The 21743-nt window shown below is 71.7% G+C and carries 18 protein-coding genes and 1 tRNA gene; 12 read left to right on the top strand and 7 right to left on the bottom strand.

Annotated elements, in window-relative coordinates:
* Nucleotides 1–53: 53 nt before the first annotated feature.
* A complete protein-coding gene (locus tag ACQCO7_RS36395) occupies nt 54–3113 on the bottom strand; it encodes an AfsR/SARP family transcriptional regulator (RefSeq protein WP_464075799.1) in 3060 nt (1019 codons plus the stop codon).
* Nucleotides 3114–3257: 144 nt separating this feature from the next.
* Between ACQCO7_RS36395 and ACQCO7_RS36390 the strand changes: the two genes are divergently transcribed.
* Complete coding sequence (locus ACQCO7_RS36390; protein ID WP_464075798.1) at nt 3258–3626, top strand: hypothetical protein; 369 nt, start codon at nt 3258–3260, stop codon at nt 3624–3626.
* A gap of 323 nt (nt 3627–3949) precedes the next feature.
* Here the strand turns inward: ACQCO7_RS36390 and ACQCO7_RS36385 are convergent, their stop codons facing one another.
* On the bottom strand, nt 3950–4972 hold the full coding sequence (locus ACQCO7_RS36385; RefSeq protein ID WP_464075797.1) for a LacI family DNA-binding transcriptional regulator: 1023 nt from the start codon (nt 4970–4972) through the stop codon (nt 3950–3952).
* A gap of 344 nt (nt 4973–5316) precedes the next feature.
* Here ACQCO7_RS36385 and ACQCO7_RS36380 point away from each other — a divergent pair, with 344 nt between their 5' ends.
* From ACQCO7_RS36380 to ACQCO7_RS36365, 4 genes are read left to right on the top strand one after another with little or no spacing between them, the layout of a single operon-like run.
* Nucleotides 5317–6627, top strand: a complete 1311-nt coding sequence (locus ACQCO7_RS36380; protein WP_464075796.1) for an extracellular solute-binding protein — start codon at nt 5317–5319, stop codon at nt 6625–6627.
* Complete coding sequence (locus ACQCO7_RS36375) at nt 6624–7526, top strand: carbohydrate ABC transporter permease (protein WP_464075795.1); 903 nt, start codon at nt 6624–6626, stop codon at nt 7524–7526. The genes ACQCO7_RS36380 and ACQCO7_RS36375 overlap by 4 nt, the downstream gene beginning before the upstream one ends.
* A complete protein-coding gene (locus tag ACQCO7_RS36370) occupies nt 7526–8422 on the top strand; it encodes a carbohydrate ABC transporter permease (RefSeq protein ID WP_464075794.1) in 897 nt (298 codons plus the stop codon). The genes ACQCO7_RS36375 and ACQCO7_RS36370 overlap by 1 nt, the downstream gene beginning before the upstream one ends.
* Nucleotides 8423–8431: 9 nt before the next feature.
* Nucleotides 8432–10813 (top strand): beta-xylosidase/alpha-l-arabinosidase, encoded by a 2382-nt coding sequence (locus ACQCO7_RS36365; RefSeq protein ID WP_464075793.1) that lies wholly within the window; start codon nt 8432–8434, stop codon nt 10811–10813.
* 25 nt (nt 10814–10838) lie between these two features.
* Here the strand turns inward: ACQCO7_RS36365 and ACQCO7_RS36360 are convergent, their stop codons facing one another.
* A complete protein-coding gene (locus tag ACQCO7_RS36360) occupies nt 10839–12026 on the bottom strand; it encodes a fumarylacetoacetate hydrolase family protein (RefSeq protein ID WP_464075792.1) in 1188 nt (395 codons plus the stop codon).
* Between the two features lie 90 nt (nt 12027–12116).
* On the opposite strand from ACQCO7_RS36360, the gene ACQCO7_RS36355 reads away from it, so the two are divergent.
* Nucleotides 12117–12836: a FadR/GntR family transcriptional regulator gene (locus ACQCO7_RS36355; protein ID WP_464077376.1), complete on the top strand. Its 720-nt coding sequence runs from the start codon at nt 12117–12119 to the stop codon at nt 12834–12836.
* Nucleotides 12837–12913: 77 nt separating this feature from the next.
* Here the strand turns inward: ACQCO7_RS36355 and ACQCO7_RS36350 are convergent.
* A tRNA-Pro gene (locus ACQCO7_RS36350) sits at nt 12914–12987 on the bottom strand.
* Between the two features lie 53 nt (nt 12988–13040).
* Between ACQCO7_RS36350 and ACQCO7_RS36345 the strand changes: the two genes are divergently transcribed.
* From ACQCO7_RS36345 to ACQCO7_RS36330, 4 genes are all read left to right on the top strand, one after another.
* A complete protein-coding gene (locus ACQCO7_RS36345; protein WP_464075791.1) occupies nt 13041–13538 on the top strand; it encodes a DUF309 domain-containing protein in 498 nt (165 codons plus the stop codon).
* A 49-nt stretch (nt 13539–13587) separates the two neighbouring features.
* On the top strand, nt 13588–14370 hold the full coding sequence (gene cobF / locus ACQCO7_RS36340) for a precorrin-6A synthase (deacetylating) (protein WP_464075790.1): 783 nt from the start codon (nt 13588–13590) through the stop codon (nt 14368–14370).
* A gap of 128 nt (nt 14371–14498) precedes the next feature.
* Nucleotides 14499–16559, top strand: coding sequence for an MDR family MFS transporter (locus tag ACQCO7_RS36335; RefSeq protein ID WP_464075789.1), 2061 nt, complete (start codon nt 14499–14501; stop codon nt 16557–16559).
* A gap of 49 nt (nt 16560–16608) precedes the next feature.
* On the top strand, nt 16609–17058 hold the full coding sequence (locus ACQCO7_RS36330; protein ID WP_464075788.1) for a hypothetical protein: 450 nt from the start codon (nt 16609–16611) through the stop codon (nt 17056–17058).
* Here the strand turns inward: ACQCO7_RS36330 and ACQCO7_RS36325 are convergent.
* Nucleotides 17045–17857: a cobalt-precorrin-6A reductase gene (locus ACQCO7_RS36325; protein ID WP_464075787.1), complete on the bottom strand. Its 813-nt coding sequence runs from the start codon at nt 17855–17857 to the stop codon at nt 17045–17047. The genes ACQCO7_RS36330 and ACQCO7_RS36325 overlap by 14 nt on opposite strands.
* Nucleotides 17858–17951: 94 nt before the next feature.
* On the opposite strand from ACQCO7_RS36325, the gene ACQCO7_RS36320 reads away from it, so the two are divergent.
* Complete coding sequence (locus ACQCO7_RS36320) at nt 17952–18836, top strand: methylenetetrahydrofolate reductase (RefSeq protein WP_464075786.1); 885 nt, start codon at nt 17952–17954, stop codon at nt 18834–18836.
* On the opposite strand, the gene ACQCO7_RS36315 is transcribed toward ACQCO7_RS36320, so the two are convergent.
* Nucleotides 18763–19536, bottom strand: coding sequence for a sulfite exporter TauE/SafE family protein (locus ACQCO7_RS36315; protein WP_464075785.1), 774 nt, complete (start codon nt 19534–19536; stop codon nt 18763–18765). The genes ACQCO7_RS36320 and ACQCO7_RS36315 overlap by 74 nt on opposite strands.
* A 97-nt stretch (nt 19537–19633) precedes the next feature.
* Between ACQCO7_RS36315 and ACQCO7_RS36310 the strand changes: the two genes are divergently transcribed.
* Nucleotides 19634–20437 (top strand): alpha/beta fold hydrolase, encoded by an 804-nt coding sequence (locus tag ACQCO7_RS36310; RefSeq protein WP_464075784.1) that lies wholly within the window; start codon nt 19634–19636, stop codon nt 20435–20437.
* Here the strand turns inward: ACQCO7_RS36310 and ACQCO7_RS36305 are convergent.
* Complete coding sequence (locus ACQCO7_RS36305; protein WP_464075783.1) at nt 20406–21647, bottom strand: amidohydrolase; 1242 nt, start codon at nt 21645–21647, stop codon at nt 20406–20408. The genes ACQCO7_RS36310 and ACQCO7_RS36305 overlap by 32 nt on opposite strands.
* Nucleotides 21648–21743: the final 96 nt, after the last annotated feature.

Here is a 21743-nt window from a genome sequence, read left to right as displayed (position 1 = left end):
GGAGCCCGGGACGGCGGGGCCGTGGTGGCGTGCCACCGCCCCGACTCCGCCGCCTAGGACCCGAGTTCGCCGAGCCGGCGCCGTACGCGTTCGGCGGGCTCGCCGCGATGCTGTTCGCCGTACATCGCCGCGGCCTCCTCCCACACGCCCCGCGCCTCCCCGGTCCGCCCGAGCGCGGCGTAGGTGCGCCCCAGCCGTTCGAGCGTGTCGGCGACCCAGTGGTCCGAGCCGGAGCCCCGGTAGCGGGCGAGGGCGAGCCGGTAGTGGCCGACGGCCTCCTCGTGGCGGCCCGTGTGGTGGGCGATGTAGCCGAGGCTGTCGAGGATGTCCGCCTCGATGCTGTCGTGCCCGGCGCCCCGGGCGAGCGGGAGGGCGGACTCGCAGTGGGCGCGGGCCGGCGCGTAGTGGGCGGCCCGTGCCTCGTACCAGCCCGCCGAGTTGAGGGCGGCGGCCCTCAGCGCCGGGAGGTCCTCCTCGCGCAGGTCGCGCAGGGCGCGGTAGGAGTGGCGCAGGGCCTCGCGGAGCCGGTTCTGCCGGCCGTACGTCTGGGCGAGCGCGATGTGGACGCGGACCCGGTCCGCGGGGTCGTCGGCGAGGTCCAGCGCGTGGTCGAGGTGGCGCAGGGCCTCGTCGTGCGCCCCGGCGTGGTTGACGGCGTGCCCGAGGCGCCGGTGGACGCGCATCCGGACGTGGGGCGCGTCGTCGGGGCCGAGCGCGGCGAGGGCCGCCCGCCACATGGCCACCCGGTCGTGGACGTGGCCCATCAGGCCGTAGAACTGGTCGAGGCTCCAGGCGAACTGCCACACGGTCCGGCTCCAGCCCCGCTCGGCCGCCAGGCGCTGCGCGGCGAGCAGGTTGGGCAGTTCGCGGGTCAGCCACTCCAGGGCCTGCGCGCGGGTGGCGAGCGGCTGGGGGAGGCAGCCGGGTTCGGGCGCGCCGAGGTCGGGCGGTACGTCGTCGAGCGGCATCAGCCGGAGGGTTCCGCACACGGTGTGCAGGTAGAACCCGGTCAGCCGGCGCAGCGCCGCGTCCCGGTCGCCGGGTTCGAGGTCCTGGCGGCCCCGGTCGGCGGCGTACAGGCGTACGAGGTCGTGCATCCGCCAGCGGTCCGGCTCCGGCTGCTCGACGAGGTGCAGGTTCTCCAGCGCCTGGAGCGCCGTACGGGTCGCGGGCCCGGTCAGCCCGGCGAGGCAGGCGAGCGCGAAGAGCCCGATGTCGGGCCCGGGAGCGAGCCCCAGCAGCGCGAACAGGCGGGCCTGTACGGGGGTGAGGGCGTCGTGCGACCAGGAGAAGACGGCCCGTACGTCGGTGGCGAGGTCGCCGCCGGTGAACGCGTCGAGGCTGTCGCGGAGTTCCTCGGCGACCACGCGGAGCGGGAAACCGGGGTGCGCCGCCGCACGGGCGGTGACGATGGCGAGGGCCAGCGGGAGGCGTGCGCACCGGGCGATGATCTCCTCGGCGGCGTCCGGTTCGGCCGCGACCCGCTCCTCACCGAGCCGCCGGCCCAGCAGGGCGCGGGCCTCGGCCGGTGAGAGCAGGTCCAGGGGCAGCGGGTGGGCACCCTCGGCGGCGACCAGGCCGGTGAGCCGGTTGCGGCTGGTGATGACGGCCAGACACCCGGGCGCGCCCGGCAGCAGGGGGCGGACCTGGTCGGCGTCCCGGGCGTTGTCGAGCACGACGAGCATGCGGCGCCCGGCGAGGAGGCTGCGGTAGAGCCCCTCACGCGCCTGCGCATCCGCCGGAACGTGCTGGGCCGGCCCGAGCGCGTCGAGAAAGTCCCGCACCGCCTGATCGGACGTCACGGCCACACCAGAGGGGTCGAAGCCACGCAGATTCACATACAACTGACCGTCCGGAAACCGGTCGGCGACCCGATGCGCCCAGTGCACGGCCAGCGCGGTCTTACCGACACCGGCCGTACCGGAAACCGCCGAGACGACGACGGCGGCGGGTCGGTGGGAGGCGGCGGCGAGGATGTGGTCCAGGCGGGCGAGCTCTTCTTCTCGGCCGATGAAACCCCGGGCTTCTATGGGGAGTTGGGCTGGGGCGGGGGGTGGGGTTGCGTGGGCGGGCGGCGGGGTGGTGGGTGAGGTGCCGGGGGTGGGCGGTGGAGCCCCGTAAGCGGGCAGCGGGGGTCCGTAGGCGGGCGGCACAGCTCCGTGGCCGGGCAGCGGAGCACCGGAAGCGGTGGGCAGGACGCCGGGGGCGATAGGTGGGGTGCCGAGGGCAGATGGCGGAGCGCCGGTAGCTGGCGGCGAGGCGCCGTGGCCGGGCGGCAGGGCGCCAGGGGCGGACGGTGGAACGCCGTAAGTCGGCGGCGAGGCGCCGTAACCGGGCGGTGCAGTGCCGTACGCGGGCGGCGGGATCTTCTCGCCCCGTAGGATCGCCTGGTGTATCTGCCGGGCCTCCGTGCCCGGGTCCGTGCCGAGTTCCTCGGTCAGCCGCTTTTGCAGGACGGCGTATCGGGTCAGCGCCTCCGGGCTCCGTCCTGCCCCCTGGAGTGCGCGCATCAGCGCCACCGTGAGGGGCTCGACGAGTGGGTGCTCGGCCGCGAGGCCGGTCAGTACGCCGATCACCCCGGCGTGCCGGCCGGTGCGGTACTCGGCGCCGGCCCACTCCAGCACCGCCTCGATCCGTTCCTGCGCCCAGCTCTCCCGCGTGTGCTCCACCCATATGCCGGCCAGCCCCGCGAGCGGCTCGCCGCGCCACCGGTCGAGGGCGCGGCGCAGCAGTTCCACGCGCTCGGCATCCGGGCAGTCCGCGCTGCGGGCCCGCTGGACGAGGTGCCGGAAGCCGTGGACGTCGACCTGGCCGGGAGGTACGTCGAGGAGGTAGCCGCCGGGTCCGCGCCGCAGCCGGGGCCCGTCCGCCGCCGGGGGCAGGGCGGCGAGCGACCGGCGGATCCGCGCGATGTGGGCGTACAGGGAGGGGCGTACCCGGGCCGGTACGTCCTCGCCCCACACCCGGTCGACCAGCGTCTCCACACTCACCCAGCGGCCGGCGTCCACCAGCAGCGCCGCCAGCACCGTGCGCCGCTTCGCCGGGCCCAGCTCCACCGCCGTACCGTCCGGGCCCCGTAACTCCACCGGGCCCAGCAGCAGGAATTCCGTCACGCGCCGCCCCCATACGTCCTGGACCAGTGAAGCAAGGTTTGCGCAAGGTTCCTGCCCACATTCACGCCACACCCTGGTGCCCCGGATCGGAGACCACGTGGGGAGCCTCCGATCCCTCGGAACCGAACCCACTCAGGGGGAACCATGGCAGTACGCACGTTCGTCGCAGCAACCCTCGCATCCCTGGTCCTCGCCGGCACCGGCCTCGCGGCCTCGGCCTCCGCCGCACCGGCCGTGCGCGCGGACGCCCACGGCTGCAAGTCGGGGTACGTCTGCATCTACCCGGGCCCCAGCTGGAACAACGACAAGCCGAGCTACCGCTACTTCGACTACGGCTACTACAACCTCAGTGGCTTCTACGGGCTGTACCGCATCTTCAACAACCAGACCGGCCGCGCGACCATGTCGACCTGCCTCGGCTCCAACGGGACCCGCTGCGAGGGCAAACTCCAGATGGGCGACTGGATCGACAAGGACATGACCCCCATCAACTCGATCAGGCTCCAGGCCTGACCCCACCGACGCCGGTGAAGTGAGCGCCCCTGGGCCGGGCACCGCACTCCCGCGGCGTCTTGCGCACAGGGGTGTCCGGGCACCTCCGCGTTGCCCGTTGGTCTCGATCTCGGCGGTGGGGTCGCGGCCGATGACATCGTTCGGATGCCGGTGGTCGGGTTCGTCGTCCAGGTCTTCCGGGCCGGCGAACAGCTCGACCCGTACGAGGTCGCCCGGCCCGTACCGCGCGATCTCGCCAGACACCCCCCGAGAGCAGCACCATCCGGAAGTCGGTTGCCTGGAGGCATCGTCGCGCTCCAGGCAACCCGGCATGGCAGGTACCGCTACGCCGAGGTCTCTTCGCGGGGTGGCCCCGTCGAGGCGCGTACCACGAGTTCGGTGGCGAGTTCGATGTGGTGGGACTCGACCTTTTCACCGCCGGCCAGTCGAAGGACGGTGCGCAGGGCGGCACCGCCCATCTCCCGTAGCGGCTGGCGCACCGTGGTCAGCGGCGGCGAGGCCATCCGGGCGAAGCTCGTGTCGTCGAAGCCGACCACGCTCAGGTCCTCGGGGACGCGCAGGCCCCGGATGCGGGCGGCCTCGATGACACCGATGGCGATCTCGTCGTTGCCCGCGAAGATCGCCGTGGGCGGCTCTCGCAGGCCCAGGAGCGCCGTGGCGCCGAGCAACCCGGCCTCGTACGTGAACTCTCCGGGCCGGACGTAGTCATCGGGCACCCGCGCTCCTTCCGCCTCCATGGCGGCGCGGTAGCCGTGCACGCGTGCCTGGTTGCACACGGCCATGGCCGGTCCGCCGATGTAGGCGATGCGGCGGTGCCCCAGGGAGAGCAGGTGCCGGGTCGCGGCCAGGCCGCCGCCGAAGTTGGTCGACCCGACGCTGTGGACGCGGCTGTCCGGCAGGTGCAGCGGGTCCAGCACGACCAACGGCAGCCCGAACCGGGCCAGTTCGTTCAGGTGCGCCGTGGTGTACACGCTGGTGACCGCGATGACGGCGCTGCGCCCGGCCGAGACCAGGTCCCGGGCCCAGTGCGGGGCGTGGGACGCCTTGCTGATCACCACCGAGGCCCCCGCTTCGGCGGCGGAGTCGATGATGCCTTCCAGGGTCTCGGCCACGTACGACTTGAGGCCACCCTGGAACTGGACCTCGATGGTCGGGATCTCGGCGGCCTCGGTGTGGCGGAAGACGGGCGCGAGGTAGTGGTGCTGGTTCAGGAGTTCCTGCACCCGGGTGCGGGTGTGCGGCGCCACGTCCCCACGGCCGTTGACCACTTTGGACACGGTCGCGATGGAGACCCCGGCCGCTTGGGCGATGTCCGCCAAAGTGGTGCGCCTGGCGTTCGGTCGCATCGCTCCCTCTCAGTTTCACGTCCACCGGCGTGGAACCGGTCAACCGTACGGCGGGCCGGCACCGGAGCCCGCGCCGACAGTGCGTCAGCCGTGATCATCGCATACCCCTCCCACCCTCAACCAGCCATTTTCGAAAGAGTTTCGATCTCTGGCGAGACCCCTCGAAGGCCGCCCTGTCCTGATTTTACGGGGCTGGTCACAGCACGACAACGGGCCTGCACGCACCTTGACAGGGCGTCAGTTCGAAACCTAATTTGCACGAACAGAGCTCGGAGAAAGCTGTTTCGAAAACCTTTCACCATGACTCACGAGATGCCGTTGGCTCTCGAGTGCGGAGAAGAAGCATGGCGCTCTCCCGACGTACCCTCCTCGGCCTGGCCGCCGGCGTGCCGGCCTCCGCGGCCCTCGCGGCCTGCGGCTCGTCCGGCCCCGACAAGAGCGGCAAAACGGCCACGTACTGGCACCTGAGCGGTCAGCCTCAGGAAGGCGTCAGGACCGGTGCGGTGGAGCGGTTCGACAAGGCCAACCCCAAGGGGAAGATCGAAGTCACCACCTTCGAGAACGACGCCTACAAGACGAGGATCAAGACCGCCATCGGCGCCGGGAAAGCACCCACCATCATCTGGGGGTGGGGCGGCGGCACGCTGCGCACGTACGTGAAGGCCGGCCAGGTGGACGACCTCACCCCGTGGTTCGCCGAGCACCCCGACCTCAAGAACCGGCTCTTCCCGAACTCGTTCGGCCCGGCGACCGTCGACGGCAAGATCTACGCGGTGCCGACCGAGAGCGTGGAGCCGATCGTCCTGTTCTACAACAAGAAGGTCTTCGACGAGGTCGGCGTCCAGCCGCCCCGGTCGTGGGGCGACATCATGGCCCTGGTGCCCAGGTTCAACGCGAAGGGCATAGCGCCGTTCGCCCTCGGCGGCCAGTCCCGGTGGACGAACATGATGTGGCTGGAGTTCCTGTTCGACCGCATCGGCGGCCCCGAGGTGTTCCAGGCCGCCTACGACGGCAAGAAGGACGCCTGGTCCCACCCGGCCGCCATCGAGGCGCTGACCAAGGTGCAGGACCTGGTCAAGGCGGGCGGATTCATCAAGGGCTTCTCCTCGATCACCGCGGACTCCAACGCCGACCAGGCGCTGCTGTACACCGGCAAGGCCGCGATGATGCTGCACGGCTCCTGGTCGTACGGCATCCAGCAGAACGAGGGCAAAGACTTCGTCTCCGGCGGCGGCCTCGGTTTCATGAACTTCCCGCCCGTCGAAGGCGGCAAGGGCGATCCGAGCAACTCCGTCGGCAACCCCGCCCAGTACCTGTCCCTCTCCTCGAAGGCCAGTGCCGAGCAGAAGAAGATCGCGAAGAACTTCTTCGCCACCGGCGTCCTCACGGACGAGGAGGTGAAGGAGTGGATCGACACCGGTGCGGTGCCGATCCGGAAGGACTCGCAGAAACTACTGGCCGGCTCCAAGAGCTCCGAGTTCCTGGAGTTCGTGTACGGCATCGCGAGCAACGCGAAGTCGTTCAGCCAGTCCTGGGACCAGGCGCTCAGCCCGACGGCCGCCGAAGCGCTGCTGGACAACATCGCCAAGCTGTTCCAGCTGTCCATATCGCCGCAGCAGTTCGCCGGCAATCTCAACAAGGTCATCGGCACGTGAGCGCACTCACGCGCTCCGCGGGGCACGAGGGCCGGCGCGGCATCCTGCCCTGGCTGGCCGTGCCGGCGCTGCTGTTCTTCGTCGGCTTCGCCGTGGTCCCGCTCGTCGGCGTCTTCGTGCTGAGCTTCACGACGTGGGACGGGATCGGCGCCATCCACCCGTCCGGGCTGACCAGTTGGCGTGCGGTGCTCACCGACCCCGGGCTGCCGCACGCCCTGTGGGTGACGTTCCTGGTGATGGCCGTGTCCTGGGCGGTCCAGACACCGGCGAGCATCCTGCTCGGCACGTTCCTGGCCGGCCGCCAGCGCTACCGTGCGGTGCTGAGCCTGATCTACTTCGTCCCGCTCCTGCTCAGCTCGGCGGCGATCGCGGTCGCGTACAAGGCGCTGCTGGACCCCAACTTCGGGCTGGGCGCCGGGCTGGGGGCCGAGTGGCTCAGCAAGGACTGGCTGGGGCGCCCCTGGCTCGCGTTCGGGGTCGTCATCTTCGTCGTCTCCTGGCAGTTCGTCCCGTTCCACTCGCTGATCTACCAGGGCGGCGTCCAGCAGATCCCCAAGTCCCTGTACGAGGCCGCGCAGTTGGACGGCGCCGGGCAGATCCGCCAGTTCTTCAGCATCACGCTGCCCCAGCTCAGGTACACCGTCATCACCTCGTCGACGCTGATGGTGGTCGGCTCCCTGACCTTCTTCGACCTCATCTTCGTCCTGACCGAGGGCGGCCCGTCGGACGCCACCCGGGTCCTCGCGCTGGACATGTACAAACGGGGCTTCCAGGCCAGCCTGATGGGGCCGGCCAGCGCCATCGCGGTCATCCTCGTCCTGGTGGGCCTCGTCATCGCCCTGCTGCTGCGCCGGCTCGGCGGCCGGGACGCCGGTGAGAGCCAACTCGAGGGGGCCTGATGACCACCACGCTGACCGAGCCGCGACGACCGCAGAAGACCACCCACCGCAAGCAGCGACGCCGCTCCCGTCCGGCGGCCCGCCGGCGCAACTGGGCCGGCGGTCTGGCCGGATGGCTCTGGCTCGCCGTCGTCGTCATCCCCCTCTACTGGATTCTCGTCACCAGCCTCAAGGCCCAGAGCACCTACTACGCGAGCAACCCGCTGGCGCCGCCGGCCGACCCCACGCTGGACAACTACGAGCTGGTCTTCGAGTCCGACTTCTTCAGCTACTTGTGGAACAGCGTCGTGGTCACCGTCGGCGCGGTGGTACCGGCGGTCGCCGTCTCCTTCATGGCCGCCTACGCCATCGTGCGCGGCTGGCGCATGCGGTTCCTGCGCGTGGTGAACGGCATGTTCCTCATGGGCCTCGCCATCCCGCTGCAAGCGACGGTCATCCCGATCTATCTGATCATCATCAAGCTACAGCTGTACGACAGCCTGCTGGCGCTGATCCTGCCGTCGATCGCCTTCGCCATCCCGCTGTCCGTGCTGATACTCGCCAACTTCATCCGCGACGTGCCCAAGGAGCTGTTCGACTCGATGCGGGTGGACGGCGCCACCGAGTGGGGGACGCTGTGGCGCCTGGCAGCGCCGCTCACCCGCCCGGCCATCCTCACCGTGACCATCTTCAACGCGCTGACCATCTGGAACGGCTTCCTGCTGCCGCTGATCCTCACCCAGAGCCCTTCCCGGCGGACACTGCCGCTCGCCCTGTGGACCTTCCAGGGCGAGTACGGGGTCAACGTCCCCGCCCTCCTGGCCGCCGTCGTCCTCACCACCCTGCCCCTGATCATCCTGTACGTGTTCGGCCGCCGTCAGCTGCTGAGCGGTCTGACCGCCGGGTTCAGCCGTTGACCGACGAAAGTGAACGCCGACGTGGCTGAAGAGACCAGCACCGGGCTCTCCCCCTGGAACGATCCCGCCCTTCCCGTCACCGCGAGAGTCGACGCCCTGATCGACGCGATGACCCTTCGGGAGAAGACCGCCCAGCTGTACGGAGTGTGGGTGGGCGCCTCCGATCAGGGCGGTGAAGTGGCCCCGCACCAGCACGACATGGAGGAGGCCGTCGATCTCGACGCGCTTCTGCCCACCGGGCTGGGCCAGTTGACCCGGCCCTTCGGCACGGTCCCGGTCGACCCCGCCGTGGGCGCGCTGTCGCTGGCCCGCACCCAGGCCCGGATCGCCGCCACGAACCGGTTCGGCATCCCCGCTCTCGCGCACGACGAGTGTCTGGCCGGCTTCGCCGCCTGGGGGGCGACGGCCTACCCCGTTCCGCTGTCCTGGGGCGCCACCTTCGACCCGGACACGGTGCGGCGGATGGCCGCCGCGATCGGCCGCGACATGCGTGCCGTCGGCGTCCACCAGGGACTCGCGCCCGTCCTGGACGTGGTGCGCGACGCCCGCTGGGGCCGGGTCGAGGAGACCATCGGCGAGGACCCGTACCTCGTCGCCACCATCGGAACGGCCTACGTGCGGGGCCTTCAGTCCGCCGGGATCGTCGCCACTCTCAAGCACTTCGCCGGCTACTCGGCCTCCCGCGCCGGCCGCAACCTCGCCCCCTCCTCCATGGGCCCGCGCGAACGCGCCGACGTCCTGCTGCCGCCCTTCGAGATGGCGATCCGTGAAGGCGGCGCCCGATCGGTGATGAACGCCTACACCGACACCGACGGCATACCCTCGGCGGCCGACGAGGGACTGCTCACCGGGCTGCTGCGCGACACCTGGGGCTTCGACGGCACGGTCGTCGCCGACTACTTCGCCATCGCCTTCCTGACAACCCTGCACGGCGTCGCGGCCGACTGGGCCGACGCCGCCGGCACGGCACTGCGCGCGGGCATCGACGTCGAACTGCCCAACGTCAAGACATACGGCGCACCCCTGGCCGAGGCCGTCGCCGACGGCCGGGTGCCGGAGGCGCTGGTCGACCGCGCCCTGCGCCGGGTACTCACCCAGAAGGCGGCGCTCGGCCTGCTCGACCCGGACTGGAACCCCGTACCGGCCGCGCTCGACGGCGCGGACCCGGACGACCCGGACGCCCTGCGCGGCCGGATCGACCTGGACAGTCCGCACAACCGCGCGCTGGCCCGCACGATCGCCGAGGAAGCGGTCGTGCTGCTGAGCAACGACGGCACCCTGCCGCTCACCAGGCCCCGCCGCATCGCCCTCCTCGGCCCCAACGCCGACGAGCCCAACGCCGTCCTGGGCTGCTACTCCTTCCCCCAGCACATCGGCGTCCACCACCCCGGCACCCCACCCGGCATCGAACTGCCCACCCTGCACGCCACTCTCACCGCCGAGTTCCCCGACGCCGAGATCACGCTCGCCCACGGCACCGGAATCGACGACGGAGACCTCTCCGGCATCCCCGAGGCCGTCCGGACGGCACGCGAGGCCGACATCGCCCTGGTCGTGCTCGGTGACCGCGCCGGGTTCTTCGGACAGGGCACCACCGGCGAGGGATGCGACGCCGGCTCGCTGGTGCTGCCCGGCGCGCAGCAGCACCTGCTCGACGCCCTGCTCGACCTGGAGACACCCGTGGTCACCGTCCTGCTCGCGGGCCGGCCGTACGCCCTCGGCCGCGCCGTGGAGGAGTCCGCCGCGATCGTGCAGTCCTTCTTCCCGGGCGAGGAAGGCACCCACGCGATCGCCGGAGTGCTCAGCGGCCGTACCGAGCCCTCCGGACGCCTCCCGGTCAGCGTGCCGCGCGGGCCGGGCTCCCAGCCGGCCACGTACCTCGGGGCGCGGCTCGCCCACGCCGGGAAGGTGTCCAGCGTCGACCCGACCCCGGCGTTCGCCTTCGGCCACGGCCTGTCCTATACGCGGTTCGACTGGACAGACCTCACCGTGGACGTCCAAGAGGCCCCGACGGACGGCGAGTTCGCCCTCGCCTTCACCGTCCGCAACACCGGCGGGCGGTCCGGGACCGAAGTCGTCCAGGTCTATCTGCACGACCCGGTCGCCTCCGTCGTCCAGCCGGTGCAGCGCCTCGTCGGCTACACCCGGGTCGAGCTGGAGCCGGGTGAGGCCCGGCGCCTGCATGTCACGGTCCCGGCCGACGTCGCCTCCTTCACCGGACGCGACGGGCGGCGCGTCGTCGAACCGGGCGAGCTGGAAGTGCGGTTGGCCGCGTCCAGCGCTCAACCTCGCCTGACGGCCAGGGTCTTGCTGACCGGGGCCGCGCGCCACGTGGACCACACCCGGCGCCTGCACGCCACGATCGGGCAGGAGCCGGTCCCCCGGACATGAACCGAGCATGCGAGTCTTCGTCAGCTCACAGCACGCCGCGCCGGGCGAGGTTGCGCATCAGCGCTCCCACGCCGAACGTCCACGGCGCGGCCTGTTCGCTGGTGACGACGGTGTTGACCAGAGCACCGAGTCGCGGGCTGGAGATCCGCACGATGTCGCCGTACTCGTGGGTGAAGCCCGCGCCGGGTGCCTGGCGGTCCTCGGTGGGGGCGAACAGCGTTCCGGTGAACAGCGCGAAGCCGTCCGGGTATTGATGGTGCGGACCGTGCGTGGCGGCCACCAGGTCCAGTACATCGCGGCTGATCTCGCGCATGGAACTGCTGCCACGCAGGACGTAGCCGCCCGTGCCGTCGATCCGGAGGTCGATGTCGAGCCCGCGTACGGTGTCGAGGTCGAAGTCCTCGTCGAACAGGCGGACGAACGGGCCGATCGCGCAGGAGGCGTTGTTGTCCTTCGCGCGGGACAGCAGCAGGGCGCTGCGGCCCTCGATGTCGCGGAGGTTGACGTCGTTGCCGAGCGTCGCGCCGCGTACCCGGCCGCGCGAGTCCACGACGAGGACGGCCTCGGGCTCGGGGTTGTTCCACACCGAGGCGCCGAGCACGCCGATGTCGGCGCCGGTGCCGACCGCGGACAGGACCGGGGCCTTGGTGAACACTTCCGGGTCCGGCCCGATCCCGACCTCCAGGTACTGCGACCACAGTCCTTCGGAGGCGAGCAGTTCCTTGGCCTTGTCCGCTTCCGGCGATCCGGGACGGATGCCGTCGAGCGTGCCGCCCACCGCCTGCCCGACGCGGGCCCGTATCCGCGCGGCCTGCGCCGGATCGCCGCCCGTGCGCTCTTCGATGACGCGTTCCAGCAGACTCCGGGCGAAGGTGACGCCCGCGGCCTTGATCACTTGCAGGTCGACGGGGGCGAGCAGACGCGGAACGTCACGGCGACCGGCCGGCGCGTCCAGCAGTTCGTCCAGGCGCCAGACACGTCCGCCGTCGGCCTCGCGGACGACCTCCACCGCGTCGTCGCGTTCCACGAGGTCGGAGACGGTGGGTGCGATGGCGGTCAGGTCGACGACCTGACCGCCGCGGACCGCGGCCACACACGGCCCGTCCCCTTCCGGGTCGTGGACACGCGCGACGAGCGCGGCTCGGCCGGCGTCCACCGGCAGGACGGAGCCGGCCGTGAGGACCGGACGAGGGCGTGCTGCTGCCGATTCCACGATCGATGCTCTCCTGGGGCTCAGTGGGAGTCGCGGGGGCCGTGCAATCATTAAATGATTCGATGAATGCCGTCCAGGGGGTGAGCGGAGATCGTGGTGCACTTCCCGACCACGCATCAGCGCGTGGTCGACGGGCTCGGGCGGCGCATCGTGGGTGGCGCGTGGGAGCCGGGTGATCCGCTGCCGATCGAGGACGCGCTCGCGGCCGAGATCGGCGTCAGCCGAGGGGTGGTGCGGGAAGCGGTCAAGGCACTGGTGGCCAAGGGGATGCTGCGCGTACGCCCGCGCACCGGCACGCGCGTGCTGCCCCCGGAGCACTGGAACCACCTGGACCGTGACGTGCTGCGCTGGAAACAGGCCGGGAACGCCACGACTCTGCTGCGCGACACGGGTGAACTCCGCCGGATCGTCGAGCCCGAGGCGGCCCGGCTCGCCGCCGACCGGGCCGGCCCCGACGATGTACGAGCCCTGTACGACGCCCTGGCGGCCATGGAGGCCGCGGCCACGGAACCCGGCCGCAGCGGCTATGTCGAGGCCGACATCGCCTTCCACCGGGCCCTGCTCGACGCCAGCGGCAACCGTCTCCTCGGCTCACTGGGCCGCGCTGTCGACATCGCGCTGGAACACAGCTTCCTCGTCAGCACCCGGACCCCCGGCGCGGTGGAAGCCTCGCTGCCCAGGCACCGCGCCATCGTGCAAGCCGTCGAGGCCCGCGATCCCGCAGCCGCGGCGGCGGCCGTACTGGCCATCATCGAAGCCGCCGAACAGGAGATCGCCCAGTCGCCCGGAATGCCCGGCGATGCCGCATGAACTCCCTGGTCCCCGAAAACGATCGAGGGGCCTTGCCGGATCTCTCCGGCAAGGCCCCTGACCTGCGACTATCTAAGTCGGGACGACAGGATTTGAACCTGCGACCCCTTGACCCCCAGTCAAGTGCGCTACCAAGCTGCGCCACGTCCCGATGCGCGGCCCACACATGTGCGATCGCGCGAACCGAACTCTACCCCACCCGGCATGCCGCTCCGCAGGCGGGACAATCGGGGTATGGCTGAGGCGCGGGACAGGGACAGTGCGGGTCGGGCGAGGAGTGCGCGGCCCAGGGACGGGCTGGGGCGGCCGTTGGCGTACGGGGAGGAGGGCGTGCCGAGGCAGCCGGAGGGGATCGCACGCCGTCCCGAGGAGACCGTCACCGAGGCGCAGGCGTTGTTCGACGCCGGTAAGCCGTTCCACGCCCACGAGGTCTTCGAGGACGCCTGGAAGACGGGCCCCGAGGAGGAGCGCCCCCTGTGGCGGGCGCTCGCGCAGCTCGCCGTGGGGCTGACGCACACGGCGCGGGGCAACCGGACCGGCGGGGTACGGCTGCTGCGGCGCGGTGCGGACGAGGTCGAGCGGTGGGCCGGAGCGGCGTACGGCATGGATCTCCCCGGCGTCGTGACCTGGGCACGGGCCCTCGCGGACGAGGTCGACGGACACCCCGTGGACCCGGCGGCGCGGGCGCCGGGACTGCGTTGATCACCCCGCGCCGACCTCGTTGTCAGTGCCGTACGGCACACTCGGGGACGTGCGAAGGATTCTTGTCATCGGTATCGGCGCGGGCGACCCGGAACACCTGACCCTCCAGGCGGTCAGGTCGATGCGGGAGGCGGACGTGTTCTTCGTCCTGGACAAGGGCGAGGTGAAGAGCGACCTCACGGACCTGCGCAGGGAGATGCTGCGGACGCATGTGCCGGAGGGCACGTACCGGGTCGTCGAGGCCCGCGACCCGGAGCGGGACCGTACGGCGGGCACCGCCGCGTACTCCCCCGCCGTCGGCGACTGGCGCAGCGCCCGCGCGGACATCTACGAGCGGCTGATCACCGAGGAACTCTCCGACGGGGAGACCGGCGCGTTCCTGGTCTGGGGCGATCCGGCGCTGTACGACAGCACGATCGCGATCCTGGACGAGGTCCTCGCGCGGGGGAACGTCGCGTACGCGTACGACGTGATCCCGGGCGTCAGCAGTGTCTCCGCGCTGGTCGCGCGGCACCGTACGGGGTTGAACCGGGTGGCGAGGCCGGTGCAGATCACGACCGGGCGGCGGCTCGCGGAGGGGTTCCCGGAGGGGGTGGACGACGTGGTGGTGATGCTGGACGCGCACCAGGCGTTCCGGGGGCTCGCGCAGGAGAACGGGGAGGACATAGACATCTACTGGGGGGCGTACATCGGCACACCGGACGAGATCCTGGTGTCCGGCCCGATCGCGGAGGCGGCGCCCCGGATCGAGGAGGCGCGGGCTCGGGCGCGGGAGCGGAAGGGGTGGATCATGGACACGTACTTGCTGCGGCGCAGGCCCGAGGAGGGGTGAGCCCGAAGGAGGGGTGACCGGCACCCCGTACCCGGCGTCCCCCGCCAACACCCACCCGCCCCCACCGGACACCCCCCGGTCGGCCCTCCCCGCGTGCGCCTCCCACTCCCCGGCGCGATGGTGTCCCCGTGACCGTCACCCAGGATTCCCCACCGGCCGCGCAGCCCCCCGTACTGGACCCCCGCCGCCGCAACGTCGTGTTCGTCACGATCGTGCTGGGCATGCTCCTCGCGGCCCTGGACCAGACGATCGTCGGCACGGCCCTGCCCACGATCGTGTCGGACCTCGGCGGCGCCTCCCACATGTCGTGGGTGGTGACGGCGTACCTCCTCGCGGAGACCGTCGCGACGGTCCTGGTCGGCAAGTTCGGCGACCTGTTCGGCCGCAAGGTGGTCTTCCAGGTCTCGGCGATCGTGTTCATCACGGGCTCGTTCCTGTGCGGCCTTGCGACGAACATGCCGCTGCTGATCGCGTGGCGCGCGGTGCAGGGCATCGGCGCGGGCGGCCTGATGGTGACGGCGATGGCGCTGATCGCGGACGTCATCCCGCTGCGGGAGCGCGGCAAGTACCAGGGCGCGATCGGCGCGGTGTTCGGCGTGGCGACGGTGATCGGCCCGCTGCTGGGCGGCCTGTTCACGGACCACCTCACCTGGCGGTGGGCGTTCTACGTGAACGTACCCATCGCGATCGTGGTCGTCATCGCGGCGGCCCGCACGATCCCGGTGGTCAAGTCCGTGTCCCGCCCGGTCATCGACTACCTCGGCATCGCGCTGGTCGCGGTCGGCGCGAGCGCCCTGATCCTGGCGACGAGCTGGGGCGGCAACGAGTACGCGTGGGGTTCCGGTGTGATCGTCGGCCTGTTCGTGGGCGGTGTGGTCGCGCTCGGCCTGTTCTGCTGGACGGAGACGCGGGCGGCGGAGCCGATGCTGCCGATGCGGCTGTTCCGCAACCCGGTGTTCACGGTGTGCTCGGTGCTCAGCTTCATCGTCGGGTTCGCGATGCTCGGCGCGATGACGTACCTGCCGAGCTATCTCCAGTACGTGGACGGCGATTCGGCGACCGTCTCCGGGGTACGGACGCTGCCGATGGTGATCGGCCTGCTGATCGCGTCGATCGGCAGCGGCAACGTGATCAGCCAGACCGGCAGGTACCGGGTGTTCCCGATCATCGGCTCGCTGGTGATGGGGCTCGGGCTGTTCCTGATGTCGCGGATGGGGCCGGATACGGGGGCCTGGCTGGAGTCGCTGTACATGTTCGTCCTCGGCTTCGGGATCGGGCTGTGCATGCAGGTCCTGACGATCGCCGTGCAGAACACGGTCGAGTACGCGGACCTCGGCACCGCGACCTCGGGCGTCACCTTCTTCCGTACGCTGGGGAGTTCCTTCGGTACGGCCGTCTTCGGCACGATCTACACGAACGCGCTGACCCCCAACCTGCGGGACGGCATCCGCGAGGCGGCGGCGACGGGTACGGCGGACGTGGCGTCGCTGACGAAGGCCGCGAGCAGCCCGGACGGCGTCCACCACCTGCCCGCGCGGGCCGCCGGGCCGATCATCGGCGCGTACGCCGACACCATCCAGACGGTGTTCCTGTGGACGGTCCCGATCGCGGCGCTCGGCTTCCTGGTCGCCCTGCTGCTGAAACAGGTCCCGCTGCGCGACAGCGCCCGCGCGGGCTCCACGGACATGGGCGAGGGCTTCGCGTCCCCCAGCGGCACGGACTCCCGCAGAGTCCTCGAAACCTCGGTCGCCAAAATCATCGGCAGCACGGACCTGGAGACCACCCGCCGTATCGTCGAGGACTCCGACACCCGCCTCGACATCGCGGGCGCGTGGGCCGTCATGCAGGTCGAACTCCACACCCGCATGGTCGGCCACGCGAGCCTCGGCCTCATCGCGGCCCGCCGCCACCTCCCCCCGGAGGTCCTCCTCCCGGTCTTCGACCGCATGGTCGAGGAGGGCTACCTCACCCGCACCGGCACCCTCCTCTCCCACACGGACGCGGGCACCCGAGAGGCCCACATCATCTCGGAGGCATGGGGCGACTGGCTGAAGGACCACATCGAACGCGACCTGGGCCGCCCGTCGAGCGGCGACCTCCACGCGGCGGTGGACGCGATCGCGAAGAGGCTCCTGGTGGAGGACCTGAGCAGCGGGATGCGGGAGCGGAAGGAGGTCACGGCGGGGTAGGTGCCGAAAACCGGATGCCTCACCCCCCACCCCCTCGCATACTCCTCCCATGTCCCCGACCCGCTTCTACGACCTCCGCACGGAGCTGTTCCACTACGCGGACTCGGCTCTCGTGCACTGCCCACGCTGCGACCGCCTCGCGCACCGCGAGCACCGGCGCGGGACGGCCGGGGGAGCCTCGCAGAGGCGGGTGGTCTGCCGCTCGTGCGGACTGTCCTGGGTCCGGGAGGGAGGCTGTGGACCCGACCCGCACTCCCTGTCCCTCTGGCTCCAGGCCGGCACCCGCCACGGCACGATCTGGGCCTACAACCTCCAACACCTCACCGTCCTGCGGGACTTCGTCGCCGCCGACCTCCGCGAACACGCCCCCTGGCACGAGCACGAGCACCGCCGGATGACCTACGTCGGCAAGCTCCCCACCTGGATCAAGTCCGCCAAGAACCGCGCCGGGATCCTCCGTACGATCGACCGCCTGCGGGCGTCGGTCACAGCCCCCTGACCCACGCGACCGCACCCGCGACATCGCCGACCAGGTCCACCCCGTACGGCGCCGGGGGCCGGCGTACGACGATCACCGGTATCCCCGACTCCCGGGCGGCACTCAGCTTCGCGGCCGTCGCGGTGCCCCCGCTGTCCTTCGTCACGACGACGTCGATACGGCGCTCCCGCAGCAACCGGAGTTCGTCCTCGACGGTGAACGGCCCACGCGTGAGCAGCACTTCGCAGTCGGCCGGGAGCGGCGGCTCGGGCGCCTCGACGGACCGTACGACGAAATGCGCCCCGGCGACCCGGGCGAAGGCCGCCAGCTCCAGCCGCCCGGTGGTCAACAGCACCCGCCGTCCGAGCCGGGGCAGCAACGCGGCGGCCTCCGCGAGGGACCCGGCGTCGTACCACCGGTCCCCCTCCCCCGCCTCCCACCCCGGCCGCCGCAGCACGACGAACGGCACCCCGGTGACGGCGACAGCGGCGACGGCGTTGGCGGTGATCCGCGAGGCGAAGGGATGGGTGGCGTCGACGAGGGCGTCCACGCGATGCTCCCGCACCCACGCAGCGAGCCCGTCAACCCCACCGAACCCCCCGATCCGCACGTCCCCGGCGAGGGCACCGGGCCGCGAAACGCGTCCGGCGAGCGAAGTGGTCACCCGCACGGCGACCTTCTGCACCTCGGAAGCGGACCCTCGTACCCCGTTCACCTCGGCAGCAACCCCCCGCGCCTCGGAGCCGGCCGCCCCCACCCCGCTCAGCGCGGCGGCAAGCTCCCGCCCCTCCGTCGTCCCCCCGAGGATCAGCACATGCATGCCCCGACCCTACGAGACGTCCGCCACAGCGCGGCCGTACCCCCGCTTGTTAGCCTGGTCCGCCCCTTTCACCAGGTGAGGAACTCGACGACGTATGACGGCCCCGCACCCCCTGTTCCTCGACGCGTCCCTGGAGATGACCGGCAAGGACGCCCCGGCCCTGGAGGGCGCGGCGCTCGCGCCGGGGACCCGGGTCAACATCACGCACCTCGCGTCCGAGGACCTGGACACCAGGATCGACGCCGCGCGGGCTGTCGGAAAGCACGGCCTGACACCCGTACCCCACCTCTCGGCCCGCCGCCTGCGTTCCCCGGCCGAGCTGGGCGAAACCCTCGCGGCCCTGCGCTCGGCGGGGGCGACGGAGTCCGTGTTCGTCGTCGCGGGCGACCCCACGACCCCGCACGGCCCGTACCCCGACGCCCTGTCGGTGATCCGCTCGGGCCTGCTGGAGGAGCACGGCGTACGGCACGTCGGCATCACCGGCTACCCGGAGGGCCACCCGGCGATCGGCACCCCGGCCCTGTGGTCGGCGCTGGAGGAGAAGACGGCGGCGCTGAAGGAACAGTCCCTCACGGCGACCGTCACCACCCAGTTCGGCTTCGCGGTGGAACCGGTCCTGGCGTGGCTGGAGGAGGCGAGGGCGAGGGGCATCGACGTCCCCGTACGCATCGGCGTCCCGGGCCCGGCCGGCGTACGGCGTCTCGTCTCGTACGCCCGCCGCTTCGGCGTGAGCACGAGCACCGGCATAGCCCGCAAGTACGGCTTCTCGCTGACGCACCTGATGGGTACGGCGGGCCCGGACCGTTTCCTGGAGGCGCTCGCGGCGGACCTCGTCGCGGCGCGGCACGGCGAAGTGGCCCTGCACTTCTACACGTTCGGCGGCCTGGAGGCGACGTCGGCGTGGCTCACCGGAGCAGCAGCTGCGCCCCTCCCAGCACGGTCGCCGCGATCACGAGCCTCTCGAACAACCGCTGGTTGATCCGGTCGACGGCCCACCGCCCGATCACCGCCCCCGGCACGACGAACACCACCAGCGCCGCGTCGAGCAGCAACGAGTTCCCGTCGATGAGCCCGAGCCCGGCGCTGAAGGGCACCTTGGACACGTTGACGATCAGGAAGAAGAACGCGGACGTACCCAGGAACCCCAGCTTCCGAAACCCGGCGGACAGCAGATACATCGACATCACCGGCCCCCCGGCGTTCGCGACCATCGTCGTGAACCCCCCGAGCACCCCGTACGACCGCGCCTTGAGCCGCCCGGCGCGGGTGACGACGGCGTCGGGCTCGTCGGCGGAGTCGGCCCGGCGCCGGCGCCACACCGTCACCCCCGCCATGAGCAGCAGGATCGCCCCGATCGAGGTCCGTACGACCTCGTCGTCGGCCCACACCAGGAACACCGTCCCGACGATCACCCCCGCCGCGACGGCCGGGAAGAGCCGCCACAGCGTGGGCCAGTGGGCGTGCCGACGGTAGGTCAGGACGGCGAGGACGTCCCCGGCGATCAGGATCGGCAGCAGGACGCCGGTGGACGCGCGGGCCGGCAGGACCGCCGCGAAGACGGCGAGGCTGACGGTGTTCGCGCCGCTGACGGCCGTCTTGGAGAAGCCGACGAGGAGGGCGGCGAGGGCGAGGGCGGCGAACTCCCAGCCGGTGATGTGCCACAGAGTCATCGTGTTCATTGCGTTGACCGATGCTATGCCCATGCATCCGGGGTAGGGAAAGACCGTCTCACCGCGTGAAACCCATGACGGCGCTTTTCAGATCATCGGAGGCAATGTGGCCGACATCCGCTACTTGACCGGCGTACAGGGCCGCATCGCGGTGCACGAGTGGCCGGCGCCCCGGCCTCGGTACGTCGCGCTGCTGGTCCACGGCTACGGGGAGCACCTCGGCCGGTACGAGGAGGTCGCGGGGGTGCTGCGGGCGCACGGTGCGGCTGTGCTGGGGCCGGATCATGCCGGGCACGGGCTGTCGGACGGGGAGCGGGTGCTGGTCGGGGACTTCGAGGACGTGGTCACGGACGCCGAGGCGGTGGTGTCGGTGGCGCGGGGGGCGTGGCCGGGGGTGCCGCTGGTCGTCGTGGGCCACTCCATGGGCGGCCTGATCGCCGCCCGCCTCGCTCAGCGCCTCGGCGAACAGCTCGCCGCGCTGGTCCTGTCCGGGCCGGTCATCGGGGACTGGGCGCTGCCGGGCCGGCTCCTGGCGTACGACGAGATCCCGGACGTCCCGATCAGCCCCGCCGCGCTCTCGCGGGACCCGGCGGTCGGGGCGGCGTACACGGCGGACCCTCTGGTGTGGCACGGGGCGATGAAGCGGGCGACGCTGGAGGCGTTCTCGGCGTCGCTGGGAGCGGTCGCTTCGGGCGGGGACGTGGGGCGGGTGCCGGTGCTGTGGCTGCACGGCGAGGACGACCGCCTCGTCCCCCTCGCCGGGAGCCGCCCCGGCGTGGAGCGGCTCGCCGAGGGCGGCTCGCTGACCTCGTGCGTCTACCCGGGGGCCCGGCACGAGGTGTTCGCGGAGACGAACCGCGCGGAGGTGTTCGGGGACCTCACGCGGTTCCTGGACTCAGCAGTACGGTGAGGGCCGCCGAGACGAGGGTCCGCGCCCCCGGCACGAGCACCGACAGGTCGGGGGCGAACAACGGGCTGTGGTTTCCCGGCACGCCTGCGAACTTCTCCCTCAACTCCTCGCCCTCCGCCGCCTCCCAGACGTCCGCGGGGGTGGTGGTGACGTACCAGTAGTCGTACGGGACGCCTTCGGGGGCGAGTTCGGAGAAGTCCTCGCTCCCCATCACGGGCCCGAAGTCGAACACGGTGTGCTCGCCGAAGAGTTGCCGGTGCGTCGCGGCGATACGCCCGTCGAGGGCGGCGTCGTTGACGGTGACGGGATAGCTGGAGACCACGTCCACCTCGGGCGCCTGCGGACAACCGGCCGCGCCGCACTCGCCGGTGACGATCCGCCGGATCGCGTCGAGCGCCTTGTCCCGCGTACGCCGGTTCTGCGTACGGAGGTTGAGGGCGAGCCGCGCCTCGGCGGGAATGACGTTGTGCGTGGCCCCCGCCTGGAACGCGCCCACGGTCAGAACGGCCGACTCGCTCGCCGCGATCTCCCGGGCGACGACGGTCTGGAGCCGGGTGACGATGTACGCGCCGATGACGACGGGATCGACCGTCGACTCGGGCCGCGAACCGTGCCCGCCGACGCCGTGCACGACGACGTCGATGTCGTCCGAGGCGGACATGGTCAGGCCGGGGGTGTGCGGATAGAACCCCACGGGACCGGGCGCGGCATGCTGCCCCAGAACGGCATCGGGCCGGGGGAACCGCTGGTGCAGCCCGTCCGCGACCATCGCCGCCGCGCCGCTCCCGGCCTCCTCCCCGGGCTGCCCGATCACCACGACCGTCCCCGCCCACACATCCCGCCCACCGGCCAGCGCCTCGGCGGCAGCCGCGAGCCAGGTGACGTGCAGGTCGTGACCGCAGGCATGCATCACCCCGTCGGCCGTCGAGGCGTACGGCAGCCCCGTCGCCTCCCGCACGGGCAGTGCGTCCATGTCGGCCCGCAGCCACACGACCGGCCCGTCACCGTTGCGCAGCACACCGACCACGCCGGTGCCTCCGACGCCCTCCGTGACCTCGTAACCGGCGGCTTCGAGGCGCGCGGCGAGTCTGCCTGCCGTGCGGTGTTCCTCGAAGGCGAGTTCGGGGTGGCGGTGGAGGTCCTGGTAGAACCCCTCCAGGTCACCGGCCTCCAAGGCCGCGGTGAGGTCGAGGGTGTGGGGGGCCGGCATGGGGTTTCCCTCCTTGGGCGGGGCGTGGGCGCACGGTATCTCGCGGGCGGGAAGGGGCTCGTAAGACGGCCGGCCAGGTCCAGCCGCGCACCGGGC

It is taken from the genome of Streptomyces saintjeani, assembly GCF_055409605.1.
This window is presented reverse-complemented; position numbering and strand designations above follow the sequence as displayed.